Genomic DNA, 14,157 nt, shown 5'->3' with positions numbered 1-14,157 from the left:
CTCATGGCCACGATCGCCGAGCTCGTCGAGGAACACACCGCTCTCAAGGGCGCGGTGGTGGGCCACCTGCAGAGGCTGGTAGCGGGGTGGGGCGTCCTGTCGGACCTGTCGTTCTCGGATCTGCTTCTGTTCGCGCCGGCGAAGTCGTCGCCCGGGGGGTTCGTGGTGCTCGGGCAGGTGAGGCCGACGACGAACCAGACGCTGCATCTCGACGACCTTGTCGGAAGCATCATGACCGCGGAAGACCGCCCGGTGCTTCCGAGGGCCTGGTCCGTCGGCGGCATAGTCGAGGGGGAGGTGGCGATACCACGCCGCAGCGAGCACGCCCGCATCGTGTGCATACCCGTGCGGTGGCAGGGTGAGCTCGTGGCGATCATGACGCGCGAGTCGGCGCTGTCCGTCGGTCGCCGGCCCGGGGTGCTCGAGCGGGTATATGTGGAGGTCTTCGACCGTCTGGCGCGGATGATCTCCAACGGCGACTTCCCGTTCCCGGTTGACGAGGCTGTGGTCACCGAGACACCCCGCGTCGGTGACGGCGTTCTCGTCCTCGACGCCAGCGCGAGGGTTGACTACGCCTCACCGAACGCGGTCAACGCGTTGCACCGCATGGGCGTGTATTCCGGCATCGAGGGAGTACGACTCGACGAGGCCGGACTCTCGCAGACCGCGGTGTCGGTCGCGTTCCAGACGAGGCTCCCGGCAGTTGAGGAGCTCGTGCACGGCGCAGACACCGCTGTCGTGATCCGGTGCGTCCCGCTGCTCGACAGGTCCGCAGTGACCGGAGCGCTGGTGCTGGTACGGGACGTGAGCGACCTGCGCCGGCGTGACCGCCTGCTTCTCTCGAAGGACGCGGCGATCCGCGAGGTCCACCACCGGGTCAAGAACAACCTGCAGACGATCTCCTCGCTGCTGCGCATCCAGTCACGCAGGGTGCCCACAGGAGAGGCGCGCCACGCGCTCGAGGAATCCGAGCGCCGGGTTCGCTCGATCGCCGTGGTGCACGAGATCCTGTCCCGCGACACGACCGACGAGGTCGACTTCAACGACATCCTGCCTTCCCTGGTCCGCATGGCCGAGGACTTGGGCAGCACCGAACGGCCGGTGAAGATCACCTACACCGGCGAAGCGGGTGAGCTACAGGCTTCGCTCGCGACCCCGTTGGCCGTGGTCATCACGGAGCTCCTGCAGAACGCCGCCGAGCACGCCAGGCCTGTCAAGGATCACGGGCACACAGCGCCGCTGCACGTCGAGGTGGAGCTCGATCGCCGCGACGGGGAGTTGAGGGTCACGGTCACCGACGACGGGGTGGGTCTGCCTGCCGGGTTCGACATCGACAGCACGTCGAGCCTGGGGCTGTCGATCGTTCGCGGCCTGGTCGGCACGCAGATGGCCGGCACCATCCGGATGTACAACCGGCCGGAGGGTGGTGCTGTGGTCGAACTCGTGTTCCCGGTGGACCAAGGAAGCGAGCCGGACCTCGCCGCGATCTGACGCCCGGGGTCAGCTAGCCCGGCGCTGGCTCGCCAGCCACTGCTTGCGCAGCTTGCGCCTCTCGTCCTCGGACGTGCCCCCCCAGATGCCCGATTCCTGGTTGGTCACCAGGGCGAACTCGAGGCACGACTGTTGTGCGTCGCATTGCATGCACACCGCCTTCGCCGCCTCTATCTGCTCGATCGCCGGACCGGTGCTGCCGATCGGGAAGAACAGGTCGGGATCGGTGTCACGGCAGGCAGCTTGATCGCGCCAGTCGTCCAAGTCCCACTCGATGTTGCGGCTCCAGGTGAGGGCCACGTGCAACTGCCTTTCCAGGGGGGTATGTGAAAAACGTCACGTGCGTTGTAACACCGAAACGTGTGTTCACCGCAGCGATGCAACAGCGTAAATCGCGGGACACACGAATGCAAGCCTTTGGCGCGCCAAATTCTCGGTACCGAGCGGCCGAACCCGCGGGTCTGGGTTCTACCGTCTTCTCAGCCCAGGCGGGGTCGGATCGGTCTGTGCCAGGCCTCGCTGGCGGGTGCGCCGGGCACGGTGGCGACCGGTATGACCAAGCGCAGGTCCTCCGGTTCCCAACGGAACTCGAGATGGCTCGTCTCCCCGAGATAGTCGCCGTCGACCTGGTAGGGGACGGGCTTGTAGGCGTTCAGGGTCACCCTTACCGCGTCGCGGGTGACCGAAACCTTCCGGGATGTCTTCAAGCCCCCTTCGCCTCTCAGGGCAGCCGCCGCCAGGGCCAGCATGGTGGGAGCCCCGAGCGACCGGAGCACTATCGCCGTCAGCGGGTTGTCCAAACCGGTGCCCGGGGCGACGTCGAAGGGGCGCTCGCCCAGGAACGTGTACGGGTTGGTGTTGAGGATGATCGCGAAGTAGCCGTCGTCGACCTCCACGAGCTCCTTAGGAGCCGACACCCCGACCGTGTCCGCCCCGACCGTGACGGCACGCTCGATCCTGACCGAGAAGTGCGGGTGCCTCCGATCGAAGCGCCGGCCCCACGTGTCGAGCGCCGTGTACGCGAAGAAGGCGTGCCCCAGGTAGCGCTTGAGGGCGGAGCGCTTTTCCACCTGGGCCACGACAGCCGCGTCGAAGCCAACCCCGACATGGAACAGGTAGCGACGGCCGTTGACGCTCCCCAGCCCCACCTTCCGGATCCCGTCCTCCCCGCGAGCGAGCGCGTCCAGCAGCTCGCCGGTCGCCTCGATCGGGTCGTTGGTCATGCCGATCGTCCGGGCGAAGACGTTCGTCGAGCCCCCCGGCAGCACGCCCAGCGCACAGCGCGATCCGGCCAGCCCGTTGGCAGCCTCGTTCAGTGTCCCGTCCCCGCCGAGCACCACCACGCAGTCGACGCCTCTCGACGCCGCTCCCTGCGCCAGCCGGGTGGCGTGACCTCGCCGGCTGGTCTCGGCGACGGTCACGTCGTGATCGGCCGCCAACGACTTCTGGATCACCACCCGCGCCCGGGCGGTGACGGATGACGCTGACGTGTTGACGACGAGTAGCAGCCGCACGGCCGGCGAGTCAGGATTCGCCGGCGGTCGGCGACACCTTCGCCAGTGATCTGAGATGCGCCACGCTCCGCGTGAGCAGCCGGGAGACCTGCATCTGCGATATGCCCAGACGGCGGGCGATCTCCGACTGGGTCAGGCCGTCGAAGAAACGGAGCTCGACGACCCGGCGCTGGCGAAGAGGAAGCTGGCGGAGCAGCGGGTCGAGGGTGGCGCGCCCTTCGGCCCTGGCGAGCTCGGAGTCCTCGTGCCCGATGCGATCACCGAGCGACTCGGTCCCCTCGCCGTCACCTTTCGGGGCGTCGAGCGAGGCGAACCGGTACGCCTGGCCCGCTTCGAGAGCCTCGAGGACGTCTTCCTCGGAGGCCCCCACTTCGTTCGCCATCTCGGAGATGGTCGGCGAGCGCCCGAGTTCCTGCCCGAGCGTGTCGATGACCTGGCTCAGGTTCAGGTACAGCTCCTGCATCCGCCGCGGAGCGCGGACCGCCCAGCCCTTGTCGCGCAGGTGCCTTTTCAGCTCCCCGACGATCGTCGTCGTCGCATACGTGGAGAACTCGATGCCAAGCCCCGGGTCGAAACGATCCACCGCCTTCAGCAGCCCCAAGGACGCGACCTGAACCAGGTCGTCGAGAGGTTGCCCCCGGTTGGCGAAACGACGCGCCAGGTAGGAGGCCAGGCCCATGTGTGCTTGGACCAGCCGGTCTCGCAGGACGATGTCACCGGTACGGGCGTACTCGGCGAACGATTCGCGCAGAGACTCTCGGTCAGTCACCGGTTCTAGCGACGCTGGCGTGGCGATGTTTCACCAGCCTGAAGTGGGGGGCGGGTGGACCGGGGCCGAGGTCGTGCTCGTCGACCAGAGCACCGAGGATGACCCGGGAGAGATCGGTGAGCCCGACCGGGGTGATGTCGTCGACGAACTGCCCGCGTCCTTCCACCACGAGCCCGTCTCCGAGCATCGTGTACACGAGTTCGACTGTGCCCCTCCGGCCGGTGGGACCGGTCAGCCCGAAGCACATCTCGTCGATGGCCAGGCGCAGATCCTCGACCTCGTCGTAGCTGAACCCGAGCCGTCCGGCGAGACCGGCCGCGGTGACCCGAGCAAGGCGAAGGAACTCGGGCATAGCCGGCACTGTCAGCCGTACCTGATCGGGCTCGCTCACGACCCTGCGACCGTAGCAGCCTGGTAGCCACGAAGCTCATCGCTCGGTACGGCTCGCCAGGGCTCGGTTTGTTCGGAAAACCGCTCGTAGGAAACAATGAACGCCATGAACGTTGTCGTCTGCGTAAAGCAGATCCCTGACCCCGCGTCGCCCGGGAAGCTAGATCCGGTCACCAAGAACCTGCTACGCGAGGGCAAGCTGATCCTTGACGAATCGGACTCCTACGGCGTGGAGATGGGGCTCCAGCTGGCGGAGCAGGCCGGGGGCGGCGAGGTGACCCTCGTGTCGATGGCCCCCAACAGCGAGACCAGTGGCCTGCGCACCGCGCTGGCGATGGGCGCTGCCAAGGCAATCCTCGTGAGCGACCCGTCACTGGCCGGCTCCGACGCGCTCAGCACGGCCAAGGTGCTGGCGGCGGCGATCAAGAGGGCCGAACCCGATCTGATCCTCGCAGCGACCGAGTCGACCGACGGCTACACCGGGACCCTGCCGGTGCAGGTGGCGGAGCTGCTCGGCTTGCCGGCCGTCACCTTCGCAAAGAAGGTGACCGTCGCGGACGGAAAGGTCAGCGTCGAGCGTCAGACCGAGGTCGGCTACGACCAGGTGGAGGTCTCCCTGCCCGCTGTCGTAACCGTGACCGCCGGCGTGGTGGAGCCCAGGTATCCCTCCTTCAAGGGCATCATGGCGGCGAAGGGCAAGCCCGTCGAGGAGTTGAAGGTCGCCGATCTGGGCGTGGACGGCGGTGCGGTCGGGGCCGCCGGCGCTCGCCAGGAGGTCGTAGCTGTGGCGCCGGCCGAGGCCCGCAAGGCAGGGGAGATAGTCGTCGACGAGGGCGACGCTCACGAGCGGATCGTGGCGTACCTCGAGCAGCTCAAGGTCATCTAGGTAGAGAGGCTCACCACACTCATGGCACTCAACAAGATTCTCGTCGTCGTCGTACGCGCCGGCGACAAGGTGGCGCCCGTCTCGCTCGAGTTGCTCACCAAGGCGCGCGAGCTGGCGTCCTCCGTCGAAGGCGTCACGTGGGGCGACGCGGATGCAATCGCCGGCGAAGCCGGCGCTCACGGTGCGACCGCCCTGCACACGGTCGGCGACCTCCGCGGTGGTCTCGCCGGCCCGGCCGTGGCGGCCGCCATCGCCGAGCAGGCCTCGTCGGGCGGGTTCGACGCCGTTTTCGTCCCGCAGACCTACGACGGCCGCGACATAGCCGGCCGCCTGTCCGCCAGGTTGGACCGCCCGGTTCTGACCAACGTAGTGGGGATCGCCGAGGGCGACGCAGGCCTGGTGACCGAGCACGCCATCTTCGGCGGAACGGAGATCCTCAACGCCCGCCTCATGGCAGGCTCCCCGGGGATCTACGTGATCCGGGCCAAGTCGTTCGCCGCGGAGCCGAGCGGCGGGGGAGCGGCGCCGGTCGACACCTGGTCGGTCCCGGACCTCGGTGCGACCGGTTCCGCCAAGGTGCTGTCGTCCCACGTGGAGGAGACCGAGGGCCCCAAGCTCGACGAGGCGGCGATCGTCGTGTCCGGCGGGCGCGGGCTCGGCCAGGCCGATGGCTACCAGATGATCGAGGACCTGGCAAAGCTTCTCAAGGGCGCCGCCGGCGCCTCGCGTGCGATCGTCGACGCCGGCTGGGTCCCCTACTCCCACCAGGTGGGCCAGACCGGCAAGACGGTCAAGCCGACCGTCTACATCGCCGCGGGCATCTCCGGGGCAACGCAGCACATGGTCGGCATGAAGGGCTCGAAGAACATCGTCGCCATAAACAAGGACCAGGAGGCCCCGATCTTCTCGATTGCCGACCTGGGAATCGTCGGCGATGTGAACAAGGTGCTGCCGAAGCTCATAGAGGCGCTGCGCGCCCGGGGCTAGTCGCTCAGACGAGCGGCCAAGGGTAGGGCCGGTCGCTGCGCGGCTCGGGAAGCCTCCCGACGCGCAGCAGCCGGCTGATTCGCTGCTCCAGGGCGGCCGCCTCGCCCTGGTGAAGGCACGCGGTGAGCCGTTCGGGCAACCCGCGCTCGAGCAGCCCCGCGAGGTCGGCCGCGTCGGAGTCTTCGAGGCGTTCGCCGGCGAAGTCCCAGATGACGGTGCGAAGCTTGGGATCGGTGTGGAAGCACAGCCCGTGGTCGATTCCCCAGATGTGGCCGGCGGTGTCGAGCAGGCAGTGGCCACCCTTGCGGTCGGCGTTGTTGGCGACCACGTCGAACACCGCCATCCGCTTCAGCGTTGGGTGGAACCGGTCCTCCTCGAGCAGCGTGAAGTAGTGCTGCTCGAAGTCAGCGTCCACGAAGCGTTGCAGCGAGCCGCTGCCAAGCGGTGCGTCGTCGCGGGCGACGGTCTCGGGCACCAGGGCCCACCCGAGCGCCTCCGAAAGCTCGTACGCGGCGATCTCGCGCCGGTACAGGCCGCCCGGGAAGTCCCACAGCGGGCGCTCGCCGGCGGCCGGCTTGTAGATCGCCGCCAGGGGAGCCTCGCCTGCCTGTCCGTCCCCACCCGGGCGGTCCACCGTCACGAGGAACGTCGCATTGCTGCTCCAGGGCATGCGGCCCTGGATCTCGACCTCGCCGCACGCGAGGACACCCGTGGAGCCGCTCAGCGCCCCGGGGACCCGTGACCGTTGGTTCTGGGGCATGAGTGGCCTTCGGGGTCGATGGGGTGGCCGCAGAGGGTGCACGTGGGTCGGCCGGCGCCGACCAACTCCCAGCCTCGCTTGGCGATGCCGGCGGCTTGCGAGCGGGTGATCCCGATGCGGCCCACGGCGTGCTCGTCGCTCGTCCCCACGCCGGCGGTGATCGTCTCGAGGTCGGGCTCGTCGATTTCGCCGGGCGGGGACTGCAGATCGTCGTCTTCGGACTCCTCGTCCGGCGGGCCTAGCTCCTCGGCGAGGATGACGATCCGGTCCGCGGACCCGTCGTAGGCCAGCTGAAGCGCCCCGACCGCCCATTCGGCCAGCACCGGCTCGACCAGCTCCTGGTCATCGTTGTCGGCGATCACTTCGGGAGACGGTAGATCGGACAGGATCTCGGCGAGGAACTGGGACATGGCGGCGACCTGCTGTTTCTCCAGCTTGAGCGTGACCAGCTGATCGTCCTGGCGAGCCTGCAGGTAGAACGTCCGGTGTCCCGGCTCGCCAACGGTGCCTACGGTCGCCCACTCGACCTCGGGCAGCTCGAAGGACCTGCTCACCGGGCGCCCCTCATGACGGCACCAGCTCGCTCAACGACCCGGTCGAGTTGACGGCCAGCACAGTAGGCCCATGAGCCCCGTACACGATGCCTGTCACCGAGCAGGGGGAGATGACGATCCTCTGGAACAGGTCGAGGTGCGTGCCAACCGCTTGCGCGACCGCTGCTTTGATGGGGTCGGCGTGCGAGACGGCGACGACGGTTTCGCCGGCGTGACGGGCACGCAGCTTTCCGATGGTGTCGACGATCCGCGCCTGCATCCCGGCAAAGGACTCTCCCCCGGGAAACCGGAACCCACTCGGGTAGCGCTGCACCGTCGACCATTCTGGAAGCTTGGAGAGGTCCTTGAGCGCACCTCCTGTCCACTCGCCGAAATCGCATTCGAGTAGCCCCCGCTCGACGTGGACCCGCAAGCCGAGGGTCTTCGCGATGGCGCCCGCCGTCTCGCGGGTTCGCTCGAGAGGCGATGAGTAGACGGCGGTGATCTTCGCCGACCAGGCTGCCAAACGCTCCGCTACGCGTGCGGCTTGTGCCGTTCCGGCCTCCGACAGGTGCAGCCCCGCGGCGCGGCCCGGAAGGATCTTGCCGGTGGTGTCGGTGGTGCCGTGCCGTACCAGCAGGACCGTCGTGGGTGGAGTTGTCCTCGCGCGGGTTGCCATGTCGGGCGGCCAACCTAGTGTCTATATGGTGGGTGACGGCCGCAGCGGGCAATCGAATCCGGATGCCGTCCAGCGGCTCGAGGCGGTCGCGGCGGAGATAGTCGACTGCTTCGCTTGCCCGCGTCTGGTCGCGTGGCGCAGGGAGGTCGCGACGGTCAAGCGCGCGGCCTTCAAGAACGACGAGTACTGGGGGCGCCCCGTTCCCGGCTTCGGCGATCCCGCGGCACGCGTAGCCGTGGTCGGGCTGGCGCCGGCGGCGCACGGCGCCAACCGGACGGGGAGGATCTTCACGGGTGATCGTTCGGGTGACTGGCTCTTCGCGTCGATGCACCGAACCGGCTTCGCCAACCAGGCAAGGAGTGTGGCCCGCGACGACGGTCTACGTCTCACCGGGGCGTGGGTGTGCTCGGCCGTGCGGTGCGCGCCGCCGGCGAACAAGCCGACACCGGAGGAACGCGACCGCTGCTTCGCCTTTCTCGTGCGGGAGCTCGACGCGCTCGCGTCCCTGCGGGTGGTCGTCGTCCTCGGGCGCTTCGCGTACGACGTCGTCTCGCGCCTCTACGAGCTGTCACCCCGCCCGGCGTTCGGGCACGGGGTCGTGATCCCCGCCGGCGAGAGGATCCCGGCGATCCTCTGCTCCTATCACCCCAGCCAGCAGAACACTTTCACCGGGAAGTTGACGGCGCCGATGCTCGACTCGGTCTTCCAGCGAGCGGCTCAGCTCTCCGGCCTGCGGACCGCGAACCGTTCCGTGGAAGCGTGACTCGACCGGAGCAGCAGGAGCGCCAGTAGACAAGCGACGCCGGTGCACGCAGCGGCGCCGGCGAAGATCGTGTGCAGCTCCGTGATGACCGCCTGGGTGGTCGCGTGGTCGTAGGCGGGGCATGAGGTGGGATGGGAGGGGCACAGCGCGATCGGCGATCCGATCTTCGCCTGAGCATGGTAGAAGCGGTGTAGCGCGACCGCCGTGAGAGCCGACAGCCCGGCGAGCATCCCGATCGTCCGGGCGACCACCGCGAGCGCGCTCGCCAACGCGTGGACTCCCGAGTCGACGGCGCCGAGGATCGCCACGTTGACCGGCGCTATCGCCAGACCGAAACCGAGCCCGCAAGCCACCAACTCGGCATCGCTGCCACGCGGCCCCCCGCCCAAGGCGGTGGCGGACCACGTGGTCATCAGCACGAAGGATCCGGTCGCCACCGCCATCCCGAACCCCGCGACGTAGGGCGCGAGGGCTCGGGTCCGGCACAGGAAGCCGCCCGCGAGAGCTCCGATCGGCACGGCGACCAGGAAGCGGACCAACACGAGAGCCGCCGCGACCTCGGACTTGGGGTCGACCGTGGCTCTGGCGAAGAGCGGGACGTCGATGAGCGCTGCCATCAGGCCACCGCCGAGAGCGAGGTTGACGAGCAGCGAACCCCACGCCGGCGCGGCCGCGAGCCGCCCGAAGCGGACCAGCGGCACCTTCGCCGTGCGTTCGCGCACCACGAACGCGACCGCCAGGACTACGGCGAGCGGGGCGACGATCGGCGCGCTCGAAGCGAGCACCTGCTTGCTGGCGTCGGCGGTCGAGAACACCACGACGATGCACGCCAGCACGCCGGCTGCGAGCGTCGCGCCGGGTATGTCCGCCTGGCGGAAGGCGCCCGGAGCTTTCGCGAGGTGGAAGAGGGGTCTCACCTTCCACGGTGCGACCGCTTCCCATGCGGCGAAGGCAGCCAGTAGGCCGAATCCGGCGAGGACGATCGGGGTGGTGAACGGGGACCATTGGCCGCCGGCGAGCGGTGTGTAGACCTGGCCGACCGAGGCACTGTTGGCCAGCACGTCCGGGGCGTCGAGCCCGACTATCACAGCGAGCGCGCCGGCGATCCCCAGGACCGGCCCCACGACGTCGATTCGCGTCCGTCGATCCGAAAGCCCTCCTGTGCCGGCCGGCGCCCCCGTCGTGGGCGGCGGCGCTCCCCTCCTGGCCGCCGCTCCCCTCCTGGCCGACCGCCCTGTCGTGGCCGGCGCCCCCGGCCCCCATCGCCTCGCCGCGACGAACCCGGCACCTACGACGATGGTCACAGGGACGTTGATCCAGAAGATCGCCCGCCACGAGGCCACGGCGACGATGCCTGCGCCGTACAGCGGCCCCAGCACGCTGCCCAACTCCTGGAGGGCCCCCACGACGCCGAGCGGCAGGCCGCGCGCGTCGGGTGCCCACCGCGACGCCACGATGGCCAACGTCACCGGGACGAGCCCGCCGCCGCCTATGCCCTGCAGCGCCCGGCCCAGCACCACCACCGGCAACGAGTGCGCCGTCGCGGTGATCACCGAGCCTCCCGCGAACGCTGTCAGGCAGCCAGCGAAGACCGGATCGGTTCCGGCGACGTCGGCGAGCCTGCCGATGAGCGGCAGGACCGCGGTGTAGCCGAGGAGGAACCCGCTGATGATCGGCGTGGCGCGCTGCAGCCTGTCGAGGCCGATGCCGACGCCGGCCATGATCGACGGGAGCGCGACGACCACGACATAGGTGTCGGCGGCGGCAAGCAACACGGCGAACGCCGCGAGGCCGAGGCGCCACCGGTCGCGCCGGCCGGCCGCTTGGTCGGCGGCCCCGCCGGCTTCTCCGACCTCGGAAATCCCAGTGGTCACGCCGTGATCAGGACGCCGGGGGGAGGGTGATCTGAACCTTCTCGCCGTAGGACGTGAGCGTGAGCGTGAATGTGCTCGACGCGTTCGCCTTCACGAACGGACCGGTAAGGGTCACCCTTCGCAGCTGGTGGTTGCCAGGGTCTATCGCCGCCACCAGCCGGACGGGGGCACTCGGGTTCGCGTCCGGCAGGACCGGCACGGCAGATCCGGGGACCGTCGCGCTCACCTCATCCACCAGCTCGCCGTTGATGCGCTCCTGGCCGGTCACCTTCGCGCCGCTCGCCACGCTGAGAAGCGTAGACAGACCGCTGCTGGGGTCGAACATCTGCGACGGGTTGCCGAGCCCGAACGTCGAGGGGTCGATCTTCGAGAACGTTGCCGCGAACGGCAGCTTGGCGTACACCTGGTCTCCGACCGCAACCACCTGAACGCTTGCGTTGACGCCCCGTACGACGACGTCGAGCGAACCCTTCAGCTTGTCGGGCCGCTGCATGTCCCCCTGCCCGCCGGTGATCGTGGTGCCGCCCGACGTCGTGGCGTTGGTGCTCGAAAGGGTGAAATGTGCGGACGGCGTGTTGTCCAGTGTCGCCTTCGCTGAGCTGAGAAGAGACTGCGCGTTCGCTGGTTTACCGCTCGAGCAGGCGGCGCCGAGGGATGCCAGCAACGCAGCGCCGGCGGCCAGGGCCCCGGCCCGGATCCGCAGCTCCGCCCTGCCGGCACCCGCGATATCCGTTCTCGCCGGGCGGTTCTGCAACATCTTCCTCCTAGCCGGGGCTGAAACCGGTCGCCTTCAGGAAACGGCCGATCTCCCGAAGGTAGTGGGCGCGGCCGACGTGGAGGATATGGCTCCCCTGGAACCAGTGAGTCTTCGGGCGCCCCCAGTGCTGTATGAGCCTGGCCGACTGCTCGGGGGGAGCCAGCCTGTCGCCGAGGCCGCCGATGACGAACAGGCGGTCCTTGGCCAGCACAGGCGGGTAGTGCAGCGGGCTGTGCACGCTCATGGACGCCCGGAAAGCCTCCTCGGCTATCCCGCCCTGCCGCAGGCCGGCTTTGAGGACGTGGCCCGCAGGGAACCAACCGTCGATCAGGCCGGCGAGGTCCGTGACCGCCGAGTTCGGTATCGAGACGTGGAGTCGGGGTTCGAGCGCGGCCATCAGGGCCGTCAGGTACCCGCCGAGCGAAAGGCCGGTGATGCCTATGTGCTCGACTCCTCCAGCACGGAGGTAGTCGATCACGACCCGAATGTCGCAAACGCTCTGCAACATGCCCTCGTGAAAATGGCCCAGGCCGTCTCTGAACAGGCCCGAGCCGCTGAAGGGCGCGAGGCGGTCGTTGCGTCCCCCGTGGAACGGCAGCGTCACGAGCACGACGTCGCACCCGTGACTGTAGAACCACGGCAAGGAGAAGAAGGTGCTGTTGAACCAGTACGGCGATCCGGTGAACCCGTGCACGACCAGGATCGTGGGCCTTGGCCCGTCCTCGTGACGCCAGTGCTGGGCGCGGGCTATCGAGTTGCGGCGGTGGGCCTTGTACGACTCCGCGAGATCCGGGCAAGCCGGTTCGTACGGGCTGAGGAACGTGAGCAGGTCCACGTGCCCGACACGGGGTGCCCACGGCTGACGCCCCAGCCTGCGAGCCCGAACCTCGACCTCTGGCGGCATCGTGAACACCGAGGCCGGGTCGTTGGAATCGGCGAGATCCGCGAAGAACTGGACCGCCTTGCGCTGCGCCCGCCCAGACGTGCGCAGCAACGTCGCCGGTCCCGCGGTGGCCGCGAGCAGCGAGGCGAGCCCCGTGCGCAACCCCATGTCCATCAGGGCCACGGTTTGCGAGCGGATGCCTGACGGCGGGATCAGCTCCTTCCAGGAGCTACCGTCGGTGTCGCCCCCGTCCAGGCTCCGGAGATTGCGGATTTCGGGGTCAGGGGGGTTCGACTGCCCCCGGTTTCTCAAAGACTCGATGCTCACAGCTTCAAGCCTTGCCCGTCGACGTGTCCAAATGGGTGATGCGCACGAGCAAACCTCAGTCGGGGAAGACGATCCCGCACTCTGCGGCCTTGCGGGCGGCGTCCTCGGGAAAGATGTTCTTGACAAGGTACACGTCTGTGGCGATCTGCCACTCCGGGGCCAGCCCTTTGATGTAACGCTCCATGTAGAGCATCTGCTTGGAGAACAGCACCATCTCCTTCGGAGCAGTCATCCCATACTGCTTCATCATCTCGAGCGAGGACACGATGAAGTCGCCGAGGCTCATCGAGGCGGCGTTGCCGAGCATCGGCGCAACCACCATCTTGATCCTCAGGCCCACGTCCTCGTCACTCCCCATCTCCTCGCTGATCAGCCCCAAGCGCTTGTACGCCCGGGCGATCCTCGAGAAGTCCTGGTCGAACATGAAGGTGAACAGCAGGTCCTTTATGAGGCTCTTGTACTCGTCGGGGACCTCTCCCATGATGCCAAAGTCGAGGTAGCTGGATCTCCCGTCGTCGAGCACCCACAGGTTCCCCGCGTGCATGTCACCGTGGAAAGGGCCGTGGATCAGGACCGCCTCGAGCCACGTCTTGGCGCCCCGGCGCAGGACGAGCTCTCCGTCGATTCCCCGCTGGCGGATGGCGTCGAACTCGTCCATAGGAATACCGGTCATGCGTTCCATGCAGATCATGTGGGGGCCGCAGTAGTCCCAGTAGATCTCCGGCGCGGTCACCCACCTGTTGTCGCCGAACGCCCCGATCTTCTCGCGGAAGTGGTACTGCCTCGAGGCTTCGAGAGCCGGGTTCAACTCGTTGAAGGTGACCGAATGGAGGTCTTCGACCAGGGCGACCGCGTTGGCGTTGCGGGCGAATTCGAAGTGGCGTTCCATCGTCTTCGCCAGGCGGTGCATGATGCGCAGGTCGGTGGTCATGCGCTTGCGGATGTTCGGACGCTGGAGCTTGATGACCGCCTCGCATCCATCTGGCAGCACGCACGCGTGCACCTGCCCGATGGATGCGGCCGAGAGCGGGATTTCGTCGAAGTGCTTGAAGATGGCCGCGGGCCGAATTCCGAGGTCCTTGCGGATCATCTCGCTCGCTGTCTTCCCGTCGAACGGCGGCACCTCGTCGAGGCAGCGCTGCGCCGCCGTCGCGAGCGGCTGCGGGAACAGGCCGGGAGACGAGGCGATGATCTGTCCGAGCTTCACGTAGGTGGGGCCGAGAGCGATCAGCCCGTCGACCGCCCCGCGGGAGGCAACCGAGAAGACCTTCTTTCGCCACGGCCACACGGCCCAGGCCACCAGTCGCCGCATGATCCGCAGGGACAGGGTCACGTACACCGTGACCAGGCGGACCAGCTCCGCGAATCCGAACGCGTCGATAGACGGGACTTCGACGACGAGGTCTTCCGGCGGCGGTCCGTCCGCGTAGGGGCCGCGGAACTGGCTGCGGACCGCGGTCGTGCCGAAGTCGGATGCCGGCCTGCGAACGGCTGTTTCGGGATCCGTGGCCGGTTCGCTCACCGGGCCATGTTCACCCGGCCGG

15 protein-coding genes are annotated in these 14,157 nt (G+C 68.4%); 4 read left to right on the top strand and 11 right to left on the bottom strand.

Translation table 11 applies throughout. The features are described from left to right. Nucleotides 1-3 precede the first annotated feature (3 nt). On the top strand, nucleotides 4-1,491 hold the full coding sequence (locus tag VNF71_06300) for a sensor histidine kinase (GenBank protein HVA74158.1): 1,488 nt from the start codon (nucleotides 4-6) through the stop codon (nucleotides 1,489-1,491). Nucleotides 1,492-1,500: 9 nt separating this feature from the next. On the opposite strand, the gene VNF71_06295 is transcribed toward VNF71_06300, so the two are convergent. From VNF71_06295 to VNF71_06280, 4 genes are all read right to left on the bottom strand, one after another. Then, a complete protein-coding gene (locus VNF71_06295; GenBank protein HVA74157.1) occupies nucleotides 1,501-1,791 on the bottom strand; it encodes a WhiB family transcriptional regulator in 291 nt (96 codons plus the stop codon). Between the two features lie 179 nt (nucleotides 1,792-1,970). After that, nucleotides 1,971-3,005: a diacylglycerol kinase family protein gene (locus VNF71_06290; protein HVA74156.1), complete on the bottom strand. Its 1,035-nt coding sequence runs from the start codon at nucleotides 3,003-3,005 to the stop codon at nucleotides 1,971-1,973. Nucleotides 3,006-3,015: 10 nt separating this feature from the next. Further along, nucleotides 3,016-3,774, bottom strand: a complete 759-nt coding sequence (locus VNF71_06285) for a SigB/SigF/SigG family RNA polymerase sigma factor (protein ID HVA74155.1) — start codon at nucleotides 3,772-3,774, stop codon at nucleotides 3,016-3,018. Beyond that, nucleotides 3,767-4,165 carry a hypothetical protein gene (locus tag VNF71_06280; protein ID HVA74154.1) on the bottom strand — a complete coding sequence of 133 codons (399 nt, stop codon included), beginning with the start codon at nucleotides 4,163-4,165 and terminating at the stop codon, nucleotides 3,767-3,769. Before VNF71_06280 ends, VNF71_06285 begins: the two co-directional genes overlap by 8 nt. Nucleotides 4,166-4,270: 105 nt before the next feature. Here VNF71_06280 and VNF71_06275 point away from each other — a divergent pair, with 105 nt between their 5' ends. Both VNF71_06275 and VNF71_06270 read left to right on the top strand, forming a co-directional pair. Continuing rightward, nucleotides 4,271-5,050: an electron transfer flavoprotein subunit beta/FixA family protein gene (locus VNF71_06275; GenBank protein HVA74153.1), complete on the top strand. Its 780-nt coding sequence runs from the start codon at nucleotides 4,271-4,273 to the stop codon at nucleotides 5,048-5,050. A 21-nt stretch (nucleotides 5,051-5,071) separates the two neighbouring features. Then, on the top strand, nucleotides 5,072-6,037 hold the full coding sequence (locus tag VNF71_06270) for an electron transfer flavoprotein subunit alpha/FixB family protein (protein HVA74152.1): 966 nt from the start codon (nucleotides 5,072-5,074) through the stop codon (nucleotides 6,035-6,037). 4 nt (nucleotides 6,038-6,041) lie between these two features. On the opposite strand, the gene VNF71_06265 is transcribed toward VNF71_06270, so the two are convergent. From VNF71_06265 to VNF71_06255, 3 genes are read right to left on the bottom strand one after another with little or no spacing between them, the layout of a single operon-like run. After that, nucleotides 6,042-6,797 carry an SCO1664 family protein gene (locus VNF71_06265; GenBank protein ID HVA74151.1) on the bottom strand — a complete coding sequence of 252 codons (756 nt, stop codon included), beginning with the start codon at nucleotides 6,795-6,797 and terminating at the stop codon, nucleotides 6,042-6,044. Beyond that, entirely contained in the window at nucleotides 6,758-7,351 is a 594-nt protein-coding gene (locus VNF71_06260) for a DUF3090 family protein (GenBank protein HVA74150.1), read from the bottom strand. Before VNF71_06260 ends, VNF71_06265 begins: the two co-directional genes overlap by 40 nt. 10 nt (nucleotides 7,352-7,361) lie before the next feature. Beyond that, nucleotides 7,362-8,009: an MSMEG_4193 family putative phosphomutase gene (locus VNF71_06255; GenBank protein ID HVA74149.1), complete on the bottom strand. Its 648-nt coding sequence runs from the start codon at nucleotides 8,007-8,009 to the stop codon at nucleotides 7,362-7,364. Nucleotides 8,010-8,037: 28 nt separating this feature from the next. Here VNF71_06255 and VNF71_06250 point away from each other — a divergent pair, with 28 nt between their 5' ends. Further along, nucleotides 8,038-8,772: a uracil-DNA glycosylase gene (locus tag VNF71_06250; GenBank protein HVA74148.1), complete on the top strand. Its 735-nt coding sequence runs from the start codon at nucleotides 8,038-8,040 to the stop codon at nucleotides 8,770-8,772. Here the strand turns inward: VNF71_06250 and VNF71_06245 are convergent. Genes VNF71_06245 through VNF71_06230 form a run of 4 tightly spaced genes read right to left on the bottom strand, consistent with a single transcriptional unit; the run spans nucleotide 8,727 to nucleotide 14,135 of the window. Continuing rightward, a complete protein-coding gene (locus VNF71_06245; protein ID HVA74147.1) occupies nucleotides 8,727-10,646 on the bottom strand; it encodes an MFS transporter in 1,920 nt (639 codons plus the stop codon). The two genes, VNF71_06250 and VNF71_06245, sit on opposite strands and share 46 nt — an antisense overlap. Nucleotides 10,647-10,653: 7 nt before the next feature. Beyond that, nucleotides 10,654-11,403, bottom strand: a complete 750-nt coding sequence (locus VNF71_06240) for an LppX_LprAFG lipoprotein (GenBank protein ID HVA74146.1) — start codon at nucleotides 11,401-11,403, stop codon at nucleotides 10,654-10,656. Between the two features lie 7 nt (nucleotides 11,404-11,410). Next, nucleotides 11,411-12,613: a prolyl oligopeptidase family serine peptidase gene (locus VNF71_06235; GenBank protein ID HVA74145.1), complete on the bottom strand. Its 1,203-nt coding sequence runs from the start codon at nucleotides 12,611-12,613 to the stop codon at nucleotides 11,411-11,413. Between the two features lie 55 nt (nucleotides 12,614-12,668). Then, a complete protein-coding gene (locus tag VNF71_06230) occupies nucleotides 12,669-14,135 on the bottom strand; it encodes an AarF/UbiB family protein (GenBank protein HVA74144.1) in 1,467 nt (488 codons plus the stop codon). Nucleotides 14,136-14,157: the final 22 nt, after the last annotated feature.

It is taken from the genome of Acidimicrobiales bacterium, from assembly GCA_035533095.1.
In the GTDB taxonomy this organism is placed as follows: Bacteria; Actinomycetota; Acidimicrobiia; order Acidimicrobiales; family Palsa-688; genus DATLUM01.
This window is presented reverse-complemented; position numbering and strand designations above follow the sequence as displayed.

Coding starts and splice junctions, on each gene's coding strand:
- VNF71_06300 (HVA74158.1), top strand. CDS start 4: ATGGCCACGATCGCCGAGCTCGTCGAGGAACACACCGCTCTCAAGGGC.
- VNF71_06275 (HVA74153.1), top strand. CDS start 4,271: ATGAACGTTGTCGTCTGCGTAAAGCAGATCCCTGACCCCGCGTCGCCC.
- VNF71_06270 (HVA74152.1), top strand. CDS start 5,072: ATGGCACTCAACAAGATTCTCGTCGTCGTCGTACGCGCCGGCGACAAG.
- VNF71_06265 (HVA74151.1), bottom strand. CDS start 6,797: ATGCCCCAGAACCAACGGTCACGGGTCCCCGGGGCGCTGAGCGGCTCC.
- VNF71_06255 (HVA74149.1), bottom strand. CDS start 8,009: ATGGCAACCCGCGCGAGGACAACTCCACCCACGACGGTCCTGCTGGTA.
- VNF71_06240 (HVA74146.1), bottom strand. CDS start 11,403: ATGTTGCAGAACCGCCCGGCGAGAACGGATATCGCGGGTGCCGGCAGG.